A 24,361-nucleotide genomic window follows, 5' to 3' on the forward strand; every position below is an offset into this window, starting at 1 on the left:
GCTAGGAGTCAAGCTCGCTAAGCCGGGCCGCCTCCTGCTCAATAATAGGTAACATGCGTTTTAACTCCGTAGAAATATCGCGATATAGGGCCGGAATGGCCGATTTATCGGCTTCGTAACGGGCCGTCCGTTCCAGGGACTCTACTTTGGGATGCAACCAGGTGAGGCCGATCATGGAAAAAGAAGGCTTGAGCCCGTGCGCCAGCTCGCCAATTTTCAGGTAGTCATTTTTGGGGATCAATTCCTCTAGAGATTCCCAGCGGGGCACCACGTCCGTCAGGAAGGTGTCAAACATGAGCTGAACGATCATAGCATCGTCACCGTAGATTTCCTGCAAATAGGCAACGTCAAGTTCAGGATTCAGATTAATCATAATGTAAAAATTCTTTGAGTTTTTCTTCGAGTTGAGTAGGAGTAAAGGGCTTGCTGAGAAAATCATTCATGCCGGAGGTTAGCGCCATATTCCGCTGGTCGAGCATGGCACTGGCCGTAAGCGCTACAATGGGTGTTTGTTGGTTGGGATTGGAGGTACTTCGAATCGCGATCGTGGACTCATAGCCGTTCATGATTGGCATCTGGATATCCATCAAAATGAGCTGATAGGCTTTTTTCTGCGCCATCTCAACCGCCTCCCGGCCGTCTTTGGCCAGCTGAAAATTGACTTTCCACTTGGAAAGCAGGGTAGAGATGTACTTCTGATTAAGCAAATTATCTTCAACCACTAAAATACGGTAGCCCTCCAGGGTACCTTGGCCGTTTGTTTTCAGGCTTACATCCGTCTTTTGGGTACTTCGAGCCGGCTCATGCAGCAAGCGGTAGGGCAGCGTGAAGGTAAAGGTTGTACCCTGGCGCAGGCGGCTTTGTACCTTTATTTCGCCTCCCTGTAGCAGAATTAGTTGCTTCACAATGGCCAGCCCCAGGCCCGTACCCTGGTGCTTTTGCCGGCTGGAGTCGTTTACCTGCTGAAATTTCTGAAAAATAAGATCCAGCTTTTCCTCAGGAATCCCTTTGCCGCTATCATAAACCTGAAATTCAAGCAAGGTACTTTCCCCTCTTCGTTCTACTTCCCGCACCCTCAGGCCAAACGCCCCGCGCTCCGTAAACTTGTCGGCATTGCCCAGCAGATTCAATAGGATCTGGGTCAGGAGCATCTCATCGCCCAGCACCATTCCTTCGGGACAGGAATTGCTCTCGAACTCAACCGAAACGGGACGGCCCTCGCCTTCTACTTTGAGCTGAAAGGTCTTCTGCATGGTCCGTAGGGTACCTAGCAGGTCAAACGGACGGCTGTTTACTTCCACCCGGCCCGCCTCGATCTTGGCCATATCCAGCAGATCGGAAATGAGCGACAGCAGGAAATTGGACGATACTTTCAGAATATCCAGGTACTCCAGCTGCTGCGGATTGGGGCTGGTATCGTAGAGCAGGTTGGCCATGCCCACAATGGCGTTCAGCGGGGTGCGGATCTCGTGGCTCATGTTGGCCAAAAACTGCTTTTCGGCCTCCTGCGAGGCTTCGGCTACCTGTTTGGCCAGGGCCAGGTCGTCTTCGAGCTGCTTGCGGTAAGTGATGTCGTAGTGCATTCCAATGGACCCTTCTACTTTCCCCTCTTCGTCGAAAATGGGAGCCCCGCTAATAAGTACCCATATGGTATCGCCATTTTTTTTGCGCATGGGTACTTCGTAGGTACTTGATTCCCCCTGCTGCCGCTTTTGATGCTGCATATCCATCAGGTCGAGGTAGTTGGGGGGCATGAAGAGCGCCGCTGCTTTTTTCCCCAGCAGCTCGGAAGCTTCGTAACCAACCATCTTACAGAACCGATCGTATACCTTCGTGATGCGGTCCTCATTATCAACTTCCAGCAGCCCTAGTTCCATATTTTCGATGATGCCCCGGTACTTTTCTTCACTTCGTCGAATCAAAGCCTCGGACTGATTCCGATCCGTCACATCGGTGTATTGCCAAAGGTGGCCCAAGTAAGCGCCTGCCGAAAAAATGGGTATGTAGTTTCGTTCCAAGTACCTTCCGTCCACCATTTCTACGGTTTCATTAATTACGGGCTCCTTTTGAGAAATGAGCGCTTCAATGCGACTTGTGAAGGTACTTTCACCTGCAAAGAAATGTTGGTATTTTTCGATGAATTGCGAAAAATGGAGGCCGACTAGCTGATTAGGCCGTAAAGATGGATCAAACAGGTTGCAGAAGTTCTGGTTCACAAGCACGATGTGCCGGTTCTGGTCTTCTACCAGTACCCCCGCGTGCAGGTTCGTGATCAAAGAAGACAGCCGTAGCTGGGTAGTTTGGAGCTCCCTTTCGGCGGCGCGGCGGGCGGTGATGTCGCGTGCCACGGCGATGTATTCCAGGATTTTCCTTTCGGGGCCGTTGCTGAAGATTAGTTGCAAATTTTGCCCTAGCCAGAGCTCCTCGCCGTTACCCGCTATGGCCTTAAATTCAAAATAAGAGCGTTCCTGCTGGGTTTCACGTACCTGGTTATAAAAGGAAATAACTTCTTCTTTGTGCTCTGGATGAATAAAATCCACAAAGAGGCGTCCCATGGATTCTTCCGGATTGTAGCCAAATTTTTCGAGGCCGATCGGATTTACGTAGGTAAGCAGGCCGTTTTCGTCGAGCCGATAAATGATGTCGCTGGCCGATTCGATGAGTTGGCGGTAGCGTAGTTCACTGTCGCGCAGGGCCTCCGCACGCTCATTGATTTTACGTTTTAGCTGCTCGTTTAAAGTTCGGAGCTGTTCGTTCGCTTCGAACAGCTCGGAGGCTTTTCGTTCGAGCCTTTTCTCCGCCTCCAGGCGGGCGGTTCGTTCTTCTTCCCAGCGCCTTTGCCACAGATCTATCGATGCCATACCGTCGCTTTTTTGACTCAAATCAACTGATTTCGTTGCTTTCGGATTGGATGCTTCGGCTCCTACATCATAACAGACTACCCCAACCTACGGTTTAGCTGATTCTACCAGTAGTACCAACTAAAAGTGGAAATCTACTAATTTTTTAGCGAAAAGTAAGGGACTTTCTCAGAAAAACGGAGCCGTGCAGAAGAGCTGGTAAGTAGCTGCCATCCGCAAAATACGGAGAAGCAACGGCGAACCTAACCCTAAGTCGTTTTTAAAATTCCCTGGCTCCTGAAAATTTATTGACCGGTCGCTTTACCAAAAGGTACCTGCCTAACTACCCTTTAGTATTGCGCGCCAGGAAGGTACCTTGGGAATAAAGTAAGGAACCTTCCTGGCTCAATGCTTATTTCTCTGACAGCTCCTTCACGGCTTCGATAAAGCAACGTACCTTATCCGGATCGGTGTCGGGGTATACGCCGTGGCCCAGGTTGGCGATGTAGCGCTGGGTACCAAAAGCGTCCAGCATTTTCTTTACTTCGGCCCGGATCTGCCCGTAGGAGCTATACAAGACGCAGGGGTCCAGGTTTCCTTGTAAGGTTTTATGTGGAATTAGCGCGCGCGACTCCGCTACATCCATGTTCCAGTCCAGCCCCACTACCGAGCAGCTGAGTTCGCCGATTTCCTTTCGGGCAAAAAACGCGCCTTTGGCAAAGACCGTCACGGGTACTTCGCTAATAGCGTCGCAGATTTGCCTGATGTAAGGTAGCGAGAAAACCCGGTACTGCTCGGGCGAAAGAATACCCGCCCAGGAGTCAAATACCTGCACCAGATCGGCCCCCGCCGTCACCTGCGCCCGCAGGTAGGCAATGGTACTGTCGGTGATTTGCTGGAGCAGGCGGTGCGAAAAGTCGGGATCGGTATAAAGAAGTTTCTTCGCTACGGAAAACGTTTTGGAGCCTTTGCCTTCGGTCATGTAGCAAAAAATGGTGAAGGGGGCCCCCGCAAAACCAATGAGCGGTACCCGGCCGTTGAGCTCGCGCTTCACCAGCCGAATGGCCTCCAGCACGTAGCCCAAGTCAGCTTCGGGATCGGCCGTGCGAAGCGTATCCAGGTCACTGAGGGTACGTACCGTGCGCGGAAATACGGGCCCGCGCTGCTCCACCATTTCGTAGGGAAGCCCCATGCCTTCGGGTACGACCAGTATATCCGAAAAAATAATGGCGGCATCTACCCCCAGCAGGTCTACGGGCTGAATAGTCACCTCGGCGGCGAGCTCCGGAGTAGTGGCGAGCTGGATAAAACTACCCGCTTTTTCGCGGACGGCGCGGTATTCAGCCAGGATACGGCCAGCCTGGCGCATCATCCATACGGGCGGGCGCTCTACCTCCTGGCCCCGGGCGGCCCGTAGTAACAAATCATTTTGTAAATCCATGCCACAAAGGTAGTCAAGAAACCGTTGGCTCCTCAGGTACTTGGACGGAAACTTGCGTAGGTACCCTCTAGGCGGGCCAGGCTTTTCAGAGGCCAATCCTTCGCTCGGTTTGGTCATTCCGGGGGTTAAGCGTAATTTCGACCCATGGAAACAAATCCCAATGAATTGATAGACCTGGTGCGCCTGGCGCTGCGGGAAGACGGAGGCGACGGCGACCATTCGTCCTTGTCGTGCGTGCCGCCCGAAGCCACGAAACGGGCCCGCCTGCTGGCCAAGCAGGACGGTATCCTGGCGGGTGTGGCGGTAGCGCTGACCATTTTTAAAGAAGTAGATGCTTCGCTGGCCGTAGAGGTACTTGTGCAGGACGGCGAGCCCATTCGGGTGGGAGATGTGGTACTTACCGTCGAAGGCCGCGCCCAGTCCATCCTGCGGGCTGAGCGCCTGGTCCTTAACACCATGCAACGCATGAGTGGCATCGCTACCTATACCCGCCACATGGTGGAGCTCATCGCCGACCTGCCCGTAAAGCTGCTGGATACCCGCAAAACCACGCCGAATTTCCGGCTGTTTGAAAAAATGGCTACGCGCATCGGCGGAGCTACCAACCACCGCATGGGCCTCTACGACATGATCATGCTCAAGGATAACCACATCGACTACGCCGGGGGCATCGAGGCGGCCATTACCCGCGCCCGTACCTACCTTCAGGCGACGGGCCGGAACCTCAGGCTCGAAGTTGAAGTACGTAACCTGACCGAGGTTGAGGAGGTACTTCGGGTAGGCAACGTGGATATTATTATGTTGGATAATTTCTCGCTGGATGACCTCCGTGAGGCCGTGCGCCGCATCGACCACCGCTTTGAAACTGAAGCCTCGGGAAACATCAACGAAAAAACCCTGCGGGCCGTGGCCGAAACGGGCGTCGATGGTATTTCAAGCGGCGCGCTTACACACCAGATCAAAAGCCTGGACCTGAGCCTCAAAGCCTATTGAAATCTCAACTTTGCTAAGTACCTTTGCGGCCGGATTCTTAAAAAAAGAGAGGTTGTAGGGCATGGTACGGGGCGTATGGGTAGTGGTAGGAATAATGCTAGGGTACTTGCTGCCCTTGCCGCTCGGGGCGCAAACGCCTCCGCGTCCCGAGATCGACCTGAACCTCTTCATTCAGGAGCTTTTTCCGGTACCTACCGACGACGCCAACTACGACGACCTGTACGAAGCGCTGTTTCAGCTTTACGCCAATCCACGCAACCTCAATACCGCCACCCGCGACGAGCTCACGGCCACCTACCTGCTCTCGGAAGCACAGCTCACGGCCCTTTTCCACTACCGCGACCAGCTGGGGCCGTTCTTGTCGCTGTATGAGCTACAGGCGGTACCTGGCTTTGATCTGCTCACGATCCGGCGCTTGCTGCCGTTTGTGACGGTACAAACAACCCACCTCCCGCTGGCGCAAAGCCTCCGCAACCCCACCCAAAACTTCCTGCTGATCCGTAGCCAGCGGCTGCTGGAAACCCAAAAAGGTTTTACGCCCATCGACACCACCACCCGTTCCCGAACCCGCTACGCGGGCGGTCCCTACCAATGGTACGGGCGGTTTCGGTACGCGCGCACCGGTGCCTACAGCTTTGGGCTTACGGTAGAAAAAGACGCAGGCGAGGTACTGAGCTGGCAGCCGGGCCGTCATGTCTTCGGCCCCGATTTCACCTCTTTCCACGCCCAAATCATGAACCGGGGCCGCCTCAAAAACCTCATCGTGGGCGACTACCAGATGCAGGCGGGCCAGGGCCTGGTGATGGCCGCCGGTTTTTCGCTCGGCAAAGGCGCCGAGTCCATCCGGACGACCTACCGAAGTACCCTTGGGCTGCGGCCGTACACGTCGGTGTTGGAGGCGGGGTACTTTCGGGGCATCGCCGCGACCGTGGCCTTAAACAAAACCATGGACCTGACGGCTCTGTACTCGGCCGTGCGCCGGGACGCCAGCCTCGACGCCAGCGCCAGCGACTCGCTGGGGCTGGTGGTGTCGTCGCTCCGGACAGCTGGCCTGCACCGTACCCCTTCCGAGCAGGCCAGCCAGGGGATCATCCCCGAGCGCAATACGGGCCTGCACTGGCTGTACCGTATGCCCGCCCAGCGCGGACAGCTGGGCCTCACGACTTTGTATACGCAATATGAAGCTTCGCTACGCCGCCGGGAGGTACCTTATAACTACTATGAATTTCGGGGAAAAGAGAATCTGGTGGTGGGGCTTCACGGAAACTACCGCTGGCAGAATATCCATTTCTTTGGCGAAGGGGCCCGCTCGCAGAGCGGCGGCCTGGGCGGAGTAGGGGGGCTCATTGCCGCGTTGGGCAAAACGCTCGATTTCACGCTGCTGCTCCGCCACTACGACCGCCATTTCCATTCGTTCTACGGCAATTCGTTTGGTGAAGGTACCCGGCCCATCAACGAGACCGGTACTTACTGGGGGCTCCGCTACGCGCCCAACCGCCGCTGGCAACTCAGCGGGTTCTACGATCGCTTCCAATTCCCCTGGCTCAAGTACCAGGTCAACGCTCCCTCCGACGGCTTCGATTACCTGCTTCATGCCCAATGGGTACCTAGCAAGCGCTTTAGGACCTACGCCCTTTTTCACGAAAAGCAGCGGCAGCGCAACGAGCCCGGCCAGTCGGAGCCCATGGCACCCCTGGTGACGACCGTACGGCGCACGGTACTTATCAACGCCGAGTACAACACGCCCCTTCGGTACAGCCTCCGGACGCGGGTGCAGGCGGGAGATTTTTCCCACCAGGCGGCGCCCCGTTCCGTGGGCTGGACGGTGTTGCAGGATGCTTCCTGGCACTGGCGACAGCTCGAGCTCAGTGGCCGCATGGCGCTTTTCTCCACCGACAGCTACGACAGCCGTCAGTACGTGTACGAAAAAGACGTCCTCTACGCCTTTTCGCTGCCCGCCTACTACGACAAAGGTACCCGCCACTACCTCATGGCGCGTTATGTACTCAACCCGCACACGCGGCTGTGGCTGCGGTGGTCCCAAACCCGGTTTTCCGATCTGGAGACGATCGGCTCGGGCCTCAACGAGATTCAGGGCAATACGCGCAGCGAACTAAAAGCCCAGCTCATGTACCTGTTTTAAGCCCTACTCTTTGGGCTTGGCTTGGGCCGGATCAATCACCGTTTCGGCCCGGCTAATGGCCGAGGCCCCAAAGTACCCCAGCGCCAGCGGGCCGGTTGGCCTGGTATTCCGGATGTTGCTCACGATGTTGTTAGGTGGAGTACCAAAAATGCCGCCGTTGGTAGCTTCCTGACGTACCTGCTGTAAGAAATAGAAGGCCTCTAACGTAATGCTGTGCAGCTCCACGCCCACCGTATCGCCCGCCGAAAAGAGTTCATTGACGTTGATAGATTGACGGATCGGGAGAATAAAAAGAATGCCGTCGGCCTGCGAGCCCGGACTAAAGGAGCCGTCGAAGGCAACGGTGATGTCGCCTGGACTACTACTTCGGAGCTGCCGCCCGCTAAAGGATTTAATCCAGTAGCAATCTCCTGCCCCCACAAAGTCGCGGGCATAAAACTCGGCAAGAAAGCCATCTTTGGGGCCATTGGGAGGCGTAAAGGGAAGCGACTCCACCTGGTACACCAGCGAGTCGATCGGCGGTACCCGGTTGATGGCCGTGGTGGCCCGGTAGGTTTCGCCCTGGTACCGGATCGTGAGCGTATAGGTACGGCCCACGTGCCCGAGGGTATCCTCCTCGTCGGGTACCCATTCGTAGAGCCCGTTGTTGTCTTTATCCGTAAAAACAAACCGATGGCTCAGGTCGTCTACTACCTCTACCTCGGCCCCAAGGGCCGGTTGGGCCGGGCCGCTGGCGAAGTAAGCCCCCGAGAGCGACAGCCGGATGCTTTGCGGGCCGGGCTCGTTGGTGAGCCAGCCGTCCACTACCAGTTGCGACGGGCCGGTTTCGGTCGTGAGGTCAATGACATCCTCACAGCCGGTAAGTACCAACGCGAGCAGGAAAAATATAGCGAGGGAAGAGTGTTTTTTCATGATGAATTAAGCTTCAAAAATAACGGGTTTCTGGTGGATGTACTGCCCCTGTTCCAGGCAGTCGAGCATAAAGCGGGCCGTCATCCGGCGGCTGATGGTAAGCTTGGGTTTGGTGTGGTGGGTATTGAGTAGTACCCGCACGGGTACTTCCTTGTTATGGTTGGTCAGGCCCACGGGACGCACCAGGGTCCAGTCGGTGCCTGATTGCTCAAGTACCTCCTCCTGCCGCTCGTGGTCCTGGTAGGTGACGCCAATCTGGGTATTATTGATGATCCAGCGAAACCAGCCCGGCAGGTCTTTTTTGGTCTCGGCTACGCCCCAGGCCGTAACCACTAGCAGCCTGCGTACGCCCAGTGAGGTACCTACCTTCACCAGCTGCCGCATCACGTCACTCATCAACGTAGGGGCCGCACTCAGCTCCGACCACAGCCACCATTCTTTTTTCCGGGAAATATTGAGCGCGCTCAGTGCGGCGACGCAGCCCGCCAGGGCCTGGCCAAGTACCTGTTCGTCGAGGGGGGAGCCGCGAAAAACCGTCAGTCGCTCGTGCGAGATAGGCAAGGTACTTTGCGGGCGGACCAGCGCGTGTACCTGGTAGCCACGTTCGAGGGCCTCGCGCACCAACCACTGGCCGGTCCGTCCCGTCGCGCCCAGAATCAGTATTTGCTTCGTCTCAGTAGCCATGCGCAGGAACTTCTAAAACTTGAAATTATACGTGATCGCCGGTACGATGGTACCGATCACGGCGTAGCGAATGGCCTCGGTCCGGAGGTTGTCGTTTTCGTTGAGGCGCGTATACACCGAAAACGGATTCCGCCGATTGTACACATTATACGCCGAGAATACCCACTCGCCTTCGCCTTTGCCAAACAGCTTTCGTTTGGACTTCAGCGTAGCCGCCAGGTCGAGCCGGTGGTAAGCCGGAATGCGGTTGTTGTTGCGGGCGTTGTAGTAATTGTGGGGCAAAGACCAGCCATTCCACACAAAGCGGTTGGTCGGGAACGTAGCCGGGGTACCTGAGGTCACGGTGAAGTTGGACGAAAGCGTCCAGCGCGGGCTCAGTGCGTAGATTCCTACCGCCGTAACGTTGTGCGGCTTGTCAAAACGGGCCGGAAACCACTCATCCCGGTTGATGCCCTCCACGAGCCGTTCCGTGCGCGACAGCGTGTAGCTTACCCAGCCGGTGAGCTTTCCTTTGTTTTTTTTGAGGTAAAACTCAGCCCCGTAGGCGCGCCCTTTGCCAAAGAGCAAGTCGCCCTCTACGTACTGGTTCAGGAGTAGGTCCGAGTTCCGGACGTAGTCAATCTGGTTCTGCATATCTTTATAATATACCTCCACCGACGCCTCGTAGGCATTGTCGCGGAAATTGCGGAACCAGCCCAGCGCAACCTGGTCGGCGAGTTCGGGCCGGATGATGCTGGTACTGAGCGTCCAGACGTCCAGTGGAGAGCTGGCGGCAGTGTTGGAGAGCAGGTGCAGGTACTGCGCCGTACGGTTGTAGCTGGCTTTCAAAGAGGTACTTGCCGAAAGGCCCACGTTGATCGCCGCCCGCGGCTCCCAGTTTCCGTACTGGTTAATTACCTCTCCCTGGTCGTAGGTTTGCCCCGGCAGCACCGGGTACTTGCGCTCGCCCGGCTGCACCTCCACAAAATCATACACTACGCCCGGCCCCAGGTTGCGGTAGAGCGAGTACCGAATGCCGTACTGCACCGACAGCCACTCCGTGATTTTCAGCTCGTTGCTTACGTACAGCGCCGACTCGTCGCCGTAGCGGGGCGACAGGCTGATGTCTACCCGCTCACCACCCGACGCTGCCAGCGCTTTGCCCGGCCGGGAGTCGTAATGAATGTACTGCCCGCCAAACGACAGCTGGTTGTTGGGCGTGATGTAGTACGTAAAGTCCGGCTTGATGCTCTTGCTGATAATCTTGGAGCTCCAGTCGAAGCTATCCTGCGTATTTTCCCCGCTCACGTCCGACTGGATGGCGTAGTCGTAGTTGCTGTAGTAGCCCGTCAGGTTCAGGAATAGTTTGTTGGAAAATACGTGGTTCCAGCGGGCGGTGGCGGTGCCGTTGCCCCAGCCGAAGCCAAAGCCCGCCCCAAACACATCGCGGCCAAAGTACCCCGAAGCGTAAAACGTATTTTTATCGTCGAGGCGGTAGTTTACTTTGGCCGTAAGGTCGTAGAAATTAAAGCGCGCCCCTTTCAGGTCACTGTTCAGGAAGGGCTTGGCCAGCACGTCGATGTAGGAGCGCCGCCCCGCCACAATGAACGAGCCCCGGCCCTGAGCAAACGGCTGCTCGTAGGTGAGGCGGGAGAAGATAGTACCTATACCGCCGTTGATCTCCCGTTTTTTGGTGTTCCCTTCCTTCATCCGTACGTCCAGGATCGACGAAATACGCCCGCCGTACTGGGCCGGAATCCCCCCTTTGATGAGCTTCACGTCCTTGACGGCATCGGGATTAAAAACCGAGAAAAACCCAAACAGATGCGAGGAATTATAGACCGGTGCTTCGTCAAGCAGGACCAGGTTTTGGGAAATATCACCCCCGCGTACGTTGAAGCCCGACGCGCCCTCACCCACCGTTGTGACGCCCGGTAGCAGCTGAATACTCCGGATCAGATCTACCTCGCCCAGCAAAGCGGGCATTTGCCGGATGGTCTTCATCTCAATCTTATTGACCGACATCTCCAGGCTCTTGACGTTTTCATCCTCCCGTTCGGCCACTACGGTCACTTCCTGGAGCTGGCTGCTTTCTTCGGCTAGCTCCACGTCCACGCGCTTGTCGGCCGTTAGGTCTACGCCTTGCGTCGTTTTTTCGAAGCCTATGTAGGTAAATACCAGCGTATAAGTACCACTAGGGATCGTGAGGGAATAAAAGCCGTAGGGGTTGGTAGTGGTGCCGGTACCTAGTTCACGTACGTAGACTGATACGCCGATGAGCCCCTCGCCATTGGACGCATCCCGGACGTACCCACTCACCGTGGGCTTCGTTTGGGCCCGCGCCGTCGCTCCCGTTAGCCAGGTACCTAGTAATAAACAGAGGGTTGTGTATAGTATGTATTTCATCAAATTGATTTTTATAAACACCGACCCCAAAAGAGGGTTCGCCGTTGGACAGCTAGTTTTGGTTTTGGTACAAATTGAATTTTTCTTACTCAATATCTACGCAAAACAAGGGAGTAAAGAGAAAGGTTAGAATAAAAAGATGATGAAGCGACGAATTGGAGGTCTGAACGGAAAGAAAAAAGCGACAAAGCTGATCCCTAGGTACCTTGAAGCACAAAGTACCCTTTTACAAAAAGCCGTTTATTCCCACCGTGGCTCGGCCTGGGGAATAAACGGCTCACTGATTGGGTAAGGTCAGCAAACTACCTCTTACGCGTATAGGTTGCTTTTTTGACCGGGGCTTTCTTCACCGGCGGCTTGCGCACGGGTGGTTTGGGGGTACTTGACGTGGTTTCTTCCTCGGCACTCTCGGCCTCGGAAGTACCTCCGCCCAGGCCGGGGCTCATGGTTTGGGCAATGATGGGCAGCCGGGTATGTACCAGCCGGGCGATGTCGGCCGAGGCATCAATGGGCCGAAGCCGGAAAGAATACGAGTACGTTTGGGCAGGGATCAGGTACTCCTCGTGTACCCGCGGCGACCAGCTGTCGTCGCCCCCCAGGCCCATTTGGGCCAGGTCCAGGTTCACCACCGTCAGAGCACCGCGCTTGAGCTCCGCTCTGGGTTGTTTGGCGGCCAGGAGGGCTTCGTCGGAGTAGTCGTGTACGTTGACGTTAAAGAGCGAGTCGCTGATGGCCAGCAGGCCCAGGCCTTCGGCGTTGGTGATGGCTACCCAGCGCACGTCGGTTTTGTTGCCGTTTTCCTGCGGCATGATGTAGGGGAAATGCTGCTCCGCTACCTTACCGGCGTACAGCCCCACGCGGGCGCTGGTTTTGCGGTCGGGGTAGGTTTCGTGCGGGCCGTTGCCGTACCATTGCAGTTGGTCGTAGGCGGCGGGCATCTTAAACTGCAGCCCTACTTTGGCCAGCGGCGGCCAGGTACCTGAGGTAGGGGCCAGGGTATTTTGGAGGTGAATGTCGCCGGTGGCATAAACGGTATAAATGGACGTCACCAGGAATCCGCCCGTGCGGCCTTGCAGGCTTTTGATCAGGCTTACCTTGTACACGTGCGGATTGATCTTCTCTACCCGCAAATCGGACCCCATGAGGCGTAGTGAATCGAGGCCCGCCTCCCGCCAGCGGCTGGCGTAGCTGTTTTTGCCACCGCCCTCGTCGTTGTCGGTAGGTACCCGCCAAAAATTGGCGTACAAGCCGCTTTCCAGCATTTCTTGGCCTTTGAATTTAAAGGAAGTCATGCGGGCATTTTTCTTGTCAAAGCTCACCGAAAACTCCTGGCCCACCAACGTGATACCCATGCCGCGTACCAGCGTAAGCCGCAGCGGGGTATTTCGTGAATAGCTTATGTTATCGGGCGTATTAGCAGGTACCTGCAGGGGTACTTGCTGCCAGGCTACTTCGTAGCCAGCCGGAGCCCAGCGCGTGGCTTCTTTGAGCTGTAGGCTCAGTGTCAGGAAGTACTCGCCACCCGGTAGGGGGTCATTGGGTAGTTGGTAGGGGATGGTCAAGGCCTGCGATTGCCCCGGCTGAGCCGTCAGGGTCGTGAGCGTGCCGGTGCTTACCGCCTTGCCGTTTTCTTCCAGCGTCCAAACCAGCTGAAACGTATTCAACGGCAGGAAATCGTAGTGGTTCCGGATGGTAATTTGCTTCTGGGTAGTAGGGAGTGGAGCAGGTACCTCAAACTGCACGTACTGATGTACCTTCTTCACCTCCTGGAGCTCGGGCTGGGGCGTGCGGTCGGGATTGACGAGGCCATCACCCGCGTTGGCGGCGTCGATGTAGTTAAAATGGTGCCAGTAGGTACGTCCGGCGGCGGCGGGTAGTTGCAGCCCCTGATCCACCCAATCCCAGATAAAGCCGCCCTGCATGGTCGGATGCTGCTCCATGAGGTCCCAATACTTCTGCAGGTTTCCCACGCTGTTTCCCATGGCGTGTGCGTACTCACACACAATCAGCGGCCGGTTCGGGTCTTTCTTCACCAGCTCCTCCAAGCTTTCCAGCGTAGGGTACATCACCGAAATAATATCGAAGCCGCTCAGGGAAGTAGCCGTGTAGTTCACGCGCCCTTCGTAGTGGATGGGCCGGGTAGCGTCGGCCAGGCGGATGAAATTAGCCATGGAGGTAAAGTTGGCGCCCATGCTACTTTCGTTGCCTAGTGACCACACGATCACCGACGGATGATTCTTGTCGCGCTCTACCATAGCCCTGCCGCGGGCCACGAAGGCCGCCTCCCACTCGGGTTTGTCGGCCAGGATGACGTTCTGGTACCAGAGCTCGTGGCTCTCTACGTTGGCCTCGTCGAAGACGTAGAGGCCGTACTCGTCGCAGAGGTCGTACCACTCGGGCGTGTTGGGGTAGTGCGAAGTACGTACGGCGTTGATGTTGTGTTGCTTCATGAGCTCAATGTCCCGGATCATGGAGGCCCGGCTCATCACGCGGCCCGTTTGGGGGTCAAACTCGTGGCGGTTTACGCCCTTGATCCGGATTGGCTTGCCGTTGACCTGCAGCTGTCCGCCCCTGATTTTCACGTCCCGAAACCCCACCCGTTGGCTTATGGCCTCAAGTACCTTGCCGTCGGAGTTGGCCAGCTGCATGGTCAGGCGGTAGAGGTAGGGGTTTTCGGCGTTCCATTTGATGGGGTTGGTCAGGGGGATCTCCGTCCGCACGGCCAACTCTCCGGCGGGGTCAAGCACTCCTACGGAGTGGCTCTTGGCCGAGGCCACCACCTGCCCCGTGGCATCGTAGAGGGTCGTGGTGAGTAAGTACCCGTACTGAGCCTGCGGGCTGAAGTTTTTAACAAATGTGGCCAGTTTTAAGGTGGCGTTGGTGTAATTCTCGTCCAGAGCCGTCACCACCGTGTAGTCGCTGATGTGCACCAGGGGAGTAGCCAGCAGGTACACATCCCGGAATATCCCCGCCAGGCGCCAGTAGTCCTGGTCTTCGAGGTAGCTGCCGTCCGACCAGTTGATTACCTGCACAGCCAGGTGGTTGGTACCGGCCTGTACCTGCGCTCCAATGTTGAATTCAAAAGGCGACATGCCGTCTTGGTGGTAGCCCAGCGGCTGGCCGTTGAGCCATACGTAGCAGGCCGACTGCACCCCGTCAAAGTGCAGAAACAGGGGCTTTCCGGCCCAGTCGGCCGGGACGGTGAAGGTAGTTCGGTACAGGCCTACGGCGTTGGTGTCGGCCTCGATCCGGGGCGGATTGGCTTTGAAAGGGTGCTTGATGTTGGAGAAAACGGGGCGGTCGTACGGGCGGCCTTCGCGGGCTCCTACCACCTGCCAGTTGGAAGGTACCGGTAGGTCGTCCCAGTTGCTGGTGGGTACATTGGGCCGAAAGAAGTCGGCAGGTACCTTGCTCGGGTGCGACACCCACTTGAACTTCCAGGTACCGTTGAGCGACTGCACCAAAGAACTCTGCTGGCGGTCGGCGGCGAGGGCGGCTTTTTCGTCGGGGTAAGGTATAAAATCAGCGCGGGGACGTTCGGTGTTTTTACTGATTACCTGGGGGTTTTCCCAGTCGGGGAGGCTTTGGCCGTAGGCCGAAAATATAGAAAAAAGAATAGCGGCGGTACAGGCCGCTTTTTTGGAAAGACGGAGCATAGTGTTTTTTAATCGGGGAGGTTACGGAGTCGGGCCGACCTACTTGTAAAGTTTGAAAACTAAGATTTATCTTAATCATAGTCAAATCTTGGCCCCTGGCTACGTTTAAAAACGCCCTAAAAAGCCAATTTATTTCCACAATCCCCTTAATTTGTTCCCACATAACAAAAAACCAAAGATGCTGCTAGCCATCGATACCGGAAATACGGACACCGTATTTGGGTTGTTTCAAGCCGGCACGTGGCAACACGTCTGGCGTACTCGCTCGCTTATTCAAGAGCCCGCGGCTCACTACGAATCCCAGCTACGCCTCCACTTCATGGAGGCGGGTATCTCGCTCAGTGAGGTAGATACGGTGGTGTTTAGCAGCGTAGTACCTCCGCTTACTCCTACCTTGTATCCTATGCTGCAGGGGCTGTTTGGGAAAAAGCCCATTGTGGTCGGGCCGAGCATCTACCCGGCGCTGAGCGTGAGCATAGACCACCCGCACGAAATCGGGGCCGACCTCATTGCCAACGCCGTGGCGGCCCACACGCGCTACCAACAAAACTGCGTCATCGTGGATTTCGGCACGGCGCTTACCTTTACCACGGTCTCGGCCGACGGGCAAATTCTGGGCGTGGCCATTGTGCCGGGACTCAAAACGGCCGTAAAAGCCTTGTTTGCCAATACCGCCCAACTACCCGAAGTACCCCTTAAATTGCCCGACTCAGCCATTGGCAAAAATACGGTCCACGCCATTCAGGCGGGTATTTTGCTCGGCTACGAAGGCTTGGTGAAAGCCCTGATCCTGCGGATTCGGCAGGAGCTGGGCGGCGACTGTATTGCCATTGCTACGGGCGGGCTATCGTCGATCATTGACACGCTGCGCGACGAGTTCGTGGCCATTGACCGCCGCCTCACGCTGGACGGCCTCCGCATCATTGGCGAAAAAGTTGGTGGGTCATGAAGTACCCGAAAAGAGGTACTTTCACGTAAACAGGCCGCTTTCGATCCGAAGAAGGGCGTCGGTAGGTTGGTTGTAGAGGTAGGTCCAGCAGCGAAGTACCCGGCCGTCGGGTACCTGTACGGGTACTTCACGCCGCAGGTACAGGCTCCGGGCGGGGTCTTCCTGCACGTCTTCGTAGGCGTCAAGCTCGGGCAGCAGCCGGGCTGGCTCATGAAGCTCAAAGATTTCTCCCTGCACCCGCCCCGGCGCGCCGGGCTGGTACACGGCCCCAGGGTACCACTCAATGCGGTAAAGTACCCCCGGAAAAGTACCCAGCCCGACGAAGGTAGCGTACTGGCGAAGCCGCTGCGCAAACGGATTGGCGTGGCCGCGCATGAGAGTACCGTAAACAAACAGGTAGGTAGGCTGCATAGTACCCCAAAAGTACCATAAAGCGGGCCAGGCAGGTACTTCCAGGGCTTTTTTTTCTTTGGAAAAAGGTACTTGATCAAGGTACTTTTAGCCCCAAAGTACCCTTTGCATCAACGCCCCCCAAAAAAGTAGCTCACCGCCGCCGCTCCCTGAAGCAGGCGCAGGTCAGGGCGGTCTTCGAGGCCGGTGCCGCTCATCTGGAAGGACGTGAATTTACCCCAGCCCGCGGTGGCGTTGAGCGAGAGGTTGAGCCGGGGCGTGAGGAAGAACCGCAGTCCGCCCCCCACCGAAAACGTGGCTCCTTTTAGTTTAAATTCATACAGTTCGTTATCGAGCGATACGGGATCGACCACCAGCGACGCGCTGTGAGCGCCTACCTCCACGTAGGGGCGTAGCCGCTGCAAAGTACCCCCAAAGTTCACCCTTCCGCCAATCCCAACGGTAGATAGCGCGTAGCGGTCCCAGGCTTCTTTGATCAAAAACGAATTCCAGTCGTAACGGGCAAAAAGTTCGTAGCGTTGGTTGAAGCCGTAGCCAGCCTCCAGGCCCAGGCCCGCGCCCAGCGGCTCCAGCTCGTCGAGGTTCAGGAAGTACTTGGAAGACCAGCTGGCCACGCCCGCGCGCAGGCCCAGGTGCAGGCCTTCCGTGTTGGACCGGACGCTAAGTACCTCCTGGGCCTGCGCCGCCCACAAAGGTACTACGCAGGCTATGATACAAATGAGGGTTCTCATGATGGGTTAATTAAGGGATTTGATGGTAAGAGAAACGGTACCTACTTTGGCACTGATGCGGGTACTTTTGGCAAACTCGACGGCCTGGAGGCTACTGCCACTCCGGCCAATGGGTGGGTTTTTGAGGGGTATCCACTGCCCGTTTACCGCCTGTACTTTATCCAATTCAAATTCTAGAAAAGAGCGGCTGTTGCCGGCAGCCGGGCGTACTTTGGTGATGGTACCCGTGGCGGGTGCTCCGGCCGCAATGACCGTAACGCCCCGGCTCACTACCTCGTTGACCGCCCGAAGCCGCACGCTTTTACCGGCGGCATTAGGTACCTCGGAAGAGAGCGTCTCGACGAGCTCAAGCAGCACCGGCTCACCCCGTAGCACAATGCGGTGGGTAGATACGGTAGGGGAAATCGGCTTGGCCTCTTCCACCACGGTTTCGGCCTTTTCGGGTACTTCGCTTTTCTTTTCCTCTTTCTTCTCCTCCCGAACCGCCACGTTTTCTGCGGGGGTACTTTCCTCTTTCTTAGGCTGTTCCTTTTTTTCGTCGGGTACTTTGGTCCGTTCGCGGGCTTTGCGGGGCTCCGGCGCGGGCTCCTCGGGTACCGTGCGTTGTACAATGGGGACGACGCTGAGCGGCGGCTGGGCGGCGTCCGGCTCCAAACGGGGTACCTCCACCAGCGAGCGGCTGGTGTCGGGCGTCGAAAGGGTTAGCTCCCGAAAGCCGTCGGTTGGTTTCATGATCGGCAACGTGTCGCTAGGTACCTCCATCGCCTCGGACGCTTTTTTAATGTACTTTTCGCCTACCAGTAAAATCGCCAGGGCGATCAGAACCGCCACGGCCAACACCGCGCTCTCCGGGCTCAGGAGCTTTCCTTTAGGAATTTGCTTGAAGGGGTTCGTCGTCAGGAAGCGGGGTGGAACTACATCGGAAAACCATTTTTTAGCGGCCGCCGGGCCCAATAAGACGCGGGTTTGGGGCGGAGCGTACGGCCGCTTGGGTTTGGGGGTACTTTCGCGGGCCAAAGCCACCAGCGCCAGCCGAAGCTCATCAGCGCTGCCAAATCGTTTTTCGGCTTTTTTGTGCAATAGGCGGGCCAGGATGCTTTCAATACCACGGGGCGGGGCCAGTACTTGCTTGCTGAGCGGAATGGGGCTTTTATTAACAATGGCCGAAATAAGGGCCGATTCGGTAGTACCCTCAAAGGGTAGTTTACCCGAAAGCAGCTCGTAGAAAAGTACCCCCGCCGCGTACAGGTCGGACTGCACGGATGGGTCGCGCCCCTCGATGAGCTCCGGGGCCATGTACTCCAAGGTACCTACCACGTGGTTCATGCGGGTAAGGCGCTGGGCACCCACCACGCGGGCTATGCCGAAGTCCATGAGCTTTACTTTTCCCTCGCGCGTCAGCATGAGGTTGGCGGGCTTGATGTCGCGGTGCAGCACGCCCCGGCTGTGGGCGTGCTGGAGCCCTTCCAGTACCTGCCCCATCAGCAGAAAAGCCTTCTCTACCGACAGCGCCCCACCCTGCCGGAGTAGCTGCTCAAACGTAGGACCGTCTACGTACTCCATGATCATGTACCACTGCCCGCCCTGCTGCTGAAAGCTGTACAAATTGGCGATGTTGGGGTGGTTGAGCCGCCCCAGGATGATGGCCTCGTTGCGGAAACGATCCAGGAACGAGCCGTCGCGCAGGAGGTGGCTGTGCAGTACCTTGATCGCCACCGGGCGATCCAGGGTGGTGTCGGTGCCCCGGTACACCGTACCCATGCCGCCTTCACCCAGCAGCTCTTCGATCCGGTACTGTTGAATGGATTGCCCGATCATAGCACATCAAGTTTTACGGTGGGCCGCGCCGACTGGAAAGTAGCCGCCGACACGCGTTCCATGAGTAATACGGTAATGTTATCGTGTCCACCGCGCTGTTTGGCCAGCTCAATCATGGCCCGTACGGCCTCGCTAATGGGCGACAGGTTCATGTGCTCGGCAATTTCTTCTGCGTTGAGGTAGTCGTAGAGCCCGTCGCTGCACAGCAGGAGGCGGTCTTCGCTTTCGAGGAGCTGCGGAGCCTCGAAGGCGTCGATCTCCACTTGGTTGTGGGTACCCAGGGCGCGGGTCAGGACGTTTCGTTCGGGATGGCTAATGGCTTCGCCCGGGGTAATTACTCCCTGCTCCACCAGGGTTTGTACGTGCGTATGGTCCGTGGTGAGCTGAAAGAGCTGTCCTTTTTTGAGCAGGTAGAGGCGGCTATCGCCCACGTGGGCCACATACAAAGTAGCATCCAGAATCGCCACCGCCGTGCAGGTAGTACCCATGCCGCGCTGCCGGGCGTTGCGCCCGGCGGCCTGCCACACGGCCCGGTTGGCCCGGGAAAGCGCCAAGTACAGGCTTTCCTCGTTGCTTTCCGTACGCTCGTAGTAGGTTTCGGCTACGAGCTCCACGGCCATCTGGGAGGCCACCTCCCCGGCCGCGTGGCCACCCATGCCGTCGGCCAGGACGGCCAGGTACCCTTTTTGCTGGCGTACGGCGGGGTCGGTGGGCCGCACAAAGCGGGCGGCGTCCTCGTTGTTGGTGCGCACACAGCCTACGTCGCTGAGCAGCACCGCCCGCAGGTCCGAGCCCTCCTCCCCGGACGAGCGAAATACCTCCTCTTCCATCTTCTTTTTTCTTTTTCGATTCCAGAACATAACTACCTACGGTTGCCGCTGGGTGAGATAAGCTACTTATTTATTGTTCAAAATCTCCAGGCCGTACTTGATGGGAACGGCGTAGGTAATGTGCGGACCGGCCCCCAGTTGCTGTGCAAAGTAGATCCCGATGACGCGCCCGCGGTTGTCGAACATCGGTCCGCCGCTATTGCCCGGACCGGTGGCATTGATGGTAAGCTGGTAGGCATCGCCCATTTGGCTCATGGTTGGGGCAAACTCCGTCGAGCTCTTGATGAGCTTAGCCACGTTGCCGCTCGTCATGGTGGGGTTGGCCATGGAGGTAGTGGCCGAATTAGGCTTGAAGGGGTCGTTGGACTTGCGCACCAGGAACTGCTCCGGCGATGCTCCTGGGTAGCCCATTACTACTGCCTGGTCTCCTTGTTTGATACTGTCGTAATTATCCAGCAGTTCGACGGGCGCTAGCGGCTTGGCGACGTCAATTTTAATAAGGGCCACGTCGTGATTTTGCGAGGCAATGTTCACGACCGCGTCACGGCGGTTGGTAGAGCCCGCAAACACCACTTTCATGCTGTAGGTGCGGCCTTCTACCTGGCTAGGGTATCCATTGACGTAGCGGGCCTCCGAAGGTACCCACTGCACCTGGCCTTGGTCTACGTAGCCTAGTTTAGCCATTTTCCCGTCGGCGCCCGCTCCCACCACGATTCCCGGAAAGGCCTCCTGCGGAAACGAGTAGCTCGTCTGCCAGGAGTAGGCCACGTGGCGGTTGGTCATGATGAGGCCGTTTTCGGAAACCACAAAGCCCGTTCCCCAGCCACCTGCCGCACCGATGGGGATACCCAACTGCGCGTTTTTACTAGTAATAAGGTAGGGTTCAATCTTGCCGTCGGGTGTTTGCATAAATACCCCGCGTATGGCTTTGCTCCCGTCGGGCATTTTTTCTTCCTGATAAAGCTGCCACAGCGCCTCGCCCGTAGCCGGATCAAACAAGCCCCAGGAGGTTTCGATTTTCACTACTTTATCCAGATTCAGGGCGGCAATTTCGGTTTCGGATAGCGGGCTGTTCTCGGCTTTTTGCTTAATCTCGCCCAGGTTATCCTGCAAACCTTTTATTTCATTCAGTAGCTTACTGTTCGACTCATTGATGGTACTTGCCACCTCTTTTTTGATGTCCTCGGCGTTGGGTTGGTTTTTCCACATCGTAAATCCAATGGCTCCGAAAATCACTACCGCCGCGGCCATGGCCGTCCAGAGCGTGGTGCGTGACTTGCTGCGCTCGTGGGTAATCACCCGCTCAAAGGTATCTTTTCCGATGCCCGCCTTGGGCTCTACGGCCACTACCTCCGGCACGTTGGCCTCGGTGGTAGGCTTGCTCAGGCTCACCATACGGGTAGCGGGCATGAGGTCCTGCGGGCGGGGATCTACGTCAAAGACAAAGGTGGGGCCATTGTTGCCAAGCTGTACTTCGTCGCCGGGCATGAGTGTGCTCGCGCCCTGTACGCGTTTTCCGTTGACAAATAAGCCGTTGCGACTTTCGTTGTCTTCAATCGTAAAGCTGGATGCGGGCGTATTGGCCTTCACGATCCGGCCGTGCTCCCGGCTCACCATCAGGTCCAGTTCCGGATCGAAGCGAACATGGTTATCGGCCGATCGGCCGAAGGTGAGTTCTTCGAATTTATTGAAATCAAATTCTTCGGTTTGGTTGGCCTTGGTACCGGAAAGGTGCCTGATCACAAATTTTTGAATAGAAGCTGCCATGTCTTGGATTGGTTATAATGGTTAAGGGTTCCAGTAGATTTGAGTGCTGATTGAACACTACAAAGTTGCCGGATCTCCCACCCGAGACCAATCCCCGAACGCCTACATTTGCCATACAGGAAAACCTATAATTTAATAAGGTACCGTACCAACAAGGCCTTATTTTGAGTACATTTCCTCACTCAACCGCCGTTCAACATGCTCGTCAGGTACCTGCTGTGTAGTATCCTTATCGCCTCTGAAGTATCTTCTACTCAGGCACAAAACCCTACGCTGGATACGCTGATAGGGAAGATAGGCCGCCTACGGCACGAAAACGCCAGCCTGAGCCGGGACACGACGCTGATCCTCACGCTGAGCCTGCTGACCGAGCGGCTCTACAACCAGAACAACCCCCAGGCCGACGCCTACCTGGATACGCTCCAAACGACCACCCGCCAGCTGCCATGGGCCAAAGGGGAGGGGCTGTACCTACGGGCGCTGGGCAAGAAACACGACGTGCAGGGAAAGTACCCCGTGGCGTTCGACTACTACTCACAGGCCATTGCGGCGCTGGAAAAAGTGGGCGGCGATCCCTACGAGCTTACGTACGCCTACATACTAGCGGCTTTTGTGCTCAACAACAACGGCATGACCGACAAATGCATCACCTACCTGCAAAAGGCCCTGCCGCTGGCGCGAAGTACCCACAACACCAACAACCTCTGCTGGATACTGGACTTCTTTGGCGACTACAACTACTACGATTCGTTTGGGGTGCGGAATTACCGCAAGGCCCTCTACTACTATAAGGAAGTTGAAAAGTACCTGCCCCGCTCTACCAGCCCTAACCTGCAGGCCGACAACCCCCACGGCCTAGCCAACTGCTACCTGCGGCTGGGCGACGAAAAGAAGGCTGAAGCGTACCGAAATAAAGCGCTGGAGGTAGCCCGGAAAATCAATAACCGGGTGGTGATTTTTGCGATCTATGCCGACCTGGCCGCCATCCACGAAGATAAAGCGGAGTACGCCCAGGCCATTGCCTACCGACAGCAGAGCCTGGACTTTGCGCGGCAGTCGGGCTGGAAAGAGATGGAATCTCGGGCCGAAAACTACCTGTATCAAACCTACAAGCGGGCGGGCGACTACCGCAATGCGCTGAGGTACTTTGAGCAGCACAAAGCCCACGAAGACAGCCTGGGCCGCTATGACGTACAAAAACAGTACGCCGAGCTGCAAACCCGCTACCAGGCCGAAAAGCAGCAGCTGCGTATTCAGGAACTGGAAAACGAAAGCCTGATTCAGCTGCGCAATTTTTTGGGGCTGTCGTTGCTGCTGGGGGTACTTGTGCTTAGCGTCGTAGGCTGGACCAACCGCCGCCTCCGGGCCAAAAATGAATTGCTGCTCACCAAAACCCGGGAGATTGAAGAGGCCCAGGCCCGCGGCCAGACCCTGGAGCGCAAGCGCGTGGCCGGGGAGCTGCACGACAACCTGAATACGAAGGTGGCGGCGATTCGGTGGCGGCTGGAAGCCATGAGCAAAAAAGGCTGGACGCCGCTGGACCAGAAAATTCACGGGGAGCTGCTGGGCATGATGAACGACGTGTACGCTGACATCCGGCTGATTTCCCACAACCTGCTCCCGGTGGAGCTGGAAACCCAGGGGTTGTCATCGGCCCTCCAAAAGCTCGTGGCCACGCTCAACGCCAGCAACCGGATAAAGTTTTACTACGTAGGGAGCGGCCAGGAGCAGCGGCTATCGCCCCACCTGGAGCATCAGCTCTATAGCGTGGCCCTGGAACTCGTCAACAACATCATCAAGCATTCTAAGGCCCAGAAAGCCTGGATCAGCTTAACGTACCAGTCCGAAGCCACCATCCTGACCGTAAGCGACAACGGCGTGGGCTTCGACACCCAGGCCTATGCCGAAGGCGTGGGCCTGCGCAACATCAGTACCCGCGTCGAGAGCCTGAAGGGTACCTGGCAGGTAGACAGCAAGCCTGCCCTGGGTACCAAAATCATCGTGGAGGTACCTACCACTTAGCTTTGGGGGTACTTACAGAAGCTTGTACTTCAACGCATACTTAATGATACCGATGACGTTCTTGGCCCCCAGCTTCCGCATGATGTTGTGCCGGTGCGTCTCGACGGTACCCACGCTGATAAACAGCTTATCTGCGATCTCCGACGTAGAAAGCTCCTGGGCGATGAGCCGCACAATTTCCAGCTCCCGCCGGGTGAGCTGCACAAAATCCGTGGTGTACTCTTCGTCCGCTTCCTGTCGCCCGGCCGTCAGCAGCTCTTTCATCACGGCTTCACCAAAGTACTTTTGTCCGCTGGCTACGGTGCGCAGGGCTTTTTCCAGCTCCGCCCGCTCGGCCTTTTTCATCACGTAGCCCGACACCCCCGCCCGGTAGGCATCCTGGATGGGGTCCAGGTCGTCGGCCACGGTGAGCATCAGTATTTTCAGGTCGGGGTACTTTTGCCGGAGCTGCAGCGTCAGCTGGATGCCGTCCAGGTAGGGCATGGTGAGGTCGGTGATCAGTACATCCACCGGATAAGCCTCCAGGTAGGCGGCCACTTTCCGGCTGTCGTTGAGGGTACCTACTACATTAACACCTTCCAAGGTACCTATCAGGAGGGAGAGGCTATCCAAAATGATCTGGTGGTCGTCTACCAGCAGTACGTCGATGGGCGAGGGCATAGGAAATGGATTACTTTCGGGTCGTGTGCACGATGAAATTATAGTAAAGTTTACGCTTTACCAAGTACCAGCCATAGTCCAAATGCGGGCATGAAGAGGTATAAAAGTACCTTTCCTGG

Annotated in this window: 17 protein-coding genes; 4 read left to right on the plus strand and 13 right to left on the minus strand. The window is 56.8% G+C overall.

What is annotated here, in order from left to right:
• Nucleotide 1: 1 nt before the first annotated feature.
• From HNQ92_RS26775 to hemE, 3 genes are all read right to left on the minus strand, one after another.
• Complete coding sequence (locus HNQ92_RS26775) at nucleotides 2-373, minus strand: Hpt domain-containing protein (RefSeq protein WP_184179311.1); 372 nt, start codon at nucleotides 371-373, stop codon at nucleotides 2-4.
• Complete coding sequence (locus HNQ92_RS26780; protein ID WP_184179313.1) at nucleotides 366-2,861, minus strand: PAS domain S-box protein; 2,496 nt, start codon at nucleotides 2,859-2,861, stop codon at nucleotides 366-368. Before HNQ92_RS26780 ends, HNQ92_RS26775 begins: the two co-directional genes overlap by 8 nt.
• A 391-nt stretch (nucleotides 2,862-3,252) precedes the next feature.
• Nucleotides 3,253-4,281, minus strand: coding sequence for a uroporphyrinogen decarboxylase (gene hemE / locus HNQ92_RS26785; protein ID WP_184179315.1), 1,029 nt, complete (start codon nucleotides 4,279-4,281; stop codon nucleotides 3,253-3,255).
• 144 nt (nucleotides 4,282-4,425) lie between these two features.
• Between hemE and nadC the strand changes: the two genes are divergently transcribed.
• Entirely contained in the window at nucleotides 4,426-5,274 is an 849-nt protein-coding gene (nadC, locus tag HNQ92_RS26790) for a carboxylating nicotinate-nucleotide diphosphorylase (protein ID WP_184179317.1), read from the plus strand.
• Nucleotides 5,275-5,335: 61 nt separating this feature from the next.
• A complete protein-coding gene (locus tag HNQ92_RS26795; protein ID WP_246440921.1) occupies nucleotides 5,336-7,417 on the plus strand; it encodes a helix-hairpin-helix domain-containing protein in 2,082 nt (693 codons plus the stop codon).
• A gap of 3 nt (nucleotides 7,418-7,420) precedes the next feature.
• Here HNQ92_RS26795 and HNQ92_RS26800 read toward each other — a convergent pair whose 3' ends face one another.
• The 4 genes from HNQ92_RS26800 to lacZ all read right to left on the minus strand — a co-directional run bounded on the left by HNQ92_RS26800 (nucleotide 7,421) and on the right by lacZ (nucleotide 15,054).
• Entirely contained in the window at nucleotides 7,421-8,329 is a 909-nt protein-coding gene (locus HNQ92_RS26800) for a DUF4249 domain-containing protein (RefSeq protein WP_184179319.1), read from the minus strand.
• 6 nt (nucleotides 8,330-8,335) lie between these two features.
• Nucleotides 8,336-9,013 (minus strand): NAD(P)-dependent oxidoreductase, encoded by a 678-nt coding sequence (locus HNQ92_RS26805; protein WP_184179321.1) that lies wholly within the window; start codon nucleotides 9,011-9,013, stop codon nucleotides 8,336-8,338.
• A gap of 12 nt (nucleotides 9,014-9,025) precedes the next feature.
• Nucleotides 9,026-11,398 carry a TonB-dependent receptor gene (locus HNQ92_RS26810; RefSeq protein ID WP_184179323.1) on the minus strand — a complete coding sequence of 791 codons (2,373 nt, stop codon included), beginning with the start codon at nucleotides 11,396-11,398 and terminating at the stop codon, nucleotides 9,026-9,028.
• Nucleotides 11,399-11,700: 302 nt separating this feature from the next.
• Entirely contained in the window at nucleotides 11,701-15,054 is a 3,354-nt protein-coding gene (lacZ, locus tag HNQ92_RS26815; protein WP_184179325.1) for a beta-galactosidase, LacZ type, read from the minus strand.
• 178 nt (nucleotides 15,055-15,232) lie between these two features.
• Here lacZ and HNQ92_RS26820 point away from each other — a divergent pair, with 178 nt between their 5' ends.
• Entirely contained in the window at nucleotides 15,233-16,003 is a 771-nt protein-coding gene (locus HNQ92_RS26820) for a type III pantothenate kinase (protein ID WP_184179327.1), read from the plus strand.
• 21 nt (nucleotides 16,004-16,024) lie between these two features.
• Here HNQ92_RS26820 and HNQ92_RS26825 read toward each other — a convergent pair whose 3' ends face one another.
• From HNQ92_RS26825 to HNQ92_RS26845, 5 genes are all read right to left on the minus strand, one after another.
• The gene (locus tag HNQ92_RS26825; protein ID WP_184179329.1) at nucleotides 16,025-16,414 is read right to left on the minus strand and encodes a gamma-glutamylcyclotransferase family protein; all 390 of its coding nucleotides are present in this window, start codon (nucleotides 16,412-16,414) and stop codon (nucleotides 16,025-16,027) included.
• 110 nt (nucleotides 16,415-16,524) lie between these two features.
• The gene (locus HNQ92_RS26830) at nucleotides 16,525-17,145 is read right to left on the minus strand and encodes an outer membrane beta-barrel protein (RefSeq protein ID WP_184179331.1); all 621 of its coding nucleotides are present in this window, start codon (nucleotides 17,143-17,145) and stop codon (nucleotides 16,525-16,527) included.
• A gap of 6 nt (nucleotides 17,146-17,151) precedes the next feature.
• Complete coding sequence (locus tag HNQ92_RS26835) at nucleotides 17,152-18,963, minus strand: serine/threonine protein kinase (RefSeq protein WP_184179333.1); 1,812 nt, start codon at nucleotides 18,961-18,963, stop codon at nucleotides 17,152-17,154.
• A complete protein-coding gene (locus HNQ92_RS26840; protein ID WP_184179335.1) occupies nucleotides 18,960-19,823 on the minus strand; it encodes a Stp1/IreP family PP2C-type Ser/Thr phosphatase in 864 nt (287 codons plus the stop codon). Before HNQ92_RS26840 ends, HNQ92_RS26835 begins: the two co-directional genes overlap by 4 nt.
• A gap of 36 nt (nucleotides 19,824-19,859) precedes the next feature.
• A complete protein-coding gene (locus HNQ92_RS26845) occupies nucleotides 19,860-21,560 on the minus strand; it encodes a trypsin-like peptidase domain-containing protein (protein ID WP_184179337.1) in 1,701 nt (566 codons plus the stop codon).
• Nucleotides 21,561-21,758: 198 nt separating this feature from the next.
• On the opposite strand from HNQ92_RS26845, the gene HNQ92_RS26850 reads away from it, so the two are divergent.
• Nucleotides 21,759-23,582 (plus strand): tetratricopeptide repeat-containing sensor histidine kinase, encoded by a 1,824-nt coding sequence (locus HNQ92_RS26850; RefSeq protein WP_184179339.1) that lies wholly within the window; start codon nucleotides 21,759-21,761, stop codon nucleotides 23,580-23,582.
• A 12-nt stretch (nucleotides 23,583-23,594) separates the two neighbouring features.
• Here the strand turns inward: HNQ92_RS26850 and HNQ92_RS26855 are convergent, their stop codons facing one another.
• The gene (locus tag HNQ92_RS26855; RefSeq protein ID WP_184179341.1) at nucleotides 23,595-24,242 is read right to left on the minus strand and encodes a response regulator; all 648 of its coding nucleotides are present in this window, start codon (nucleotides 24,240-24,242) and stop codon (nucleotides 23,595-23,597) included.
• Nucleotides 24,243-24,361: the final 119 nt, after the last annotated feature.

Source organism: Rhabdobacter roseus (assembly GCF_014202275.1).
Lineage (GTDB): Bacteria > Bacteroidota > Bacteroidia > Cytophagales > Spirosomataceae > Rhabdobacter > Rhabdobacter roseus.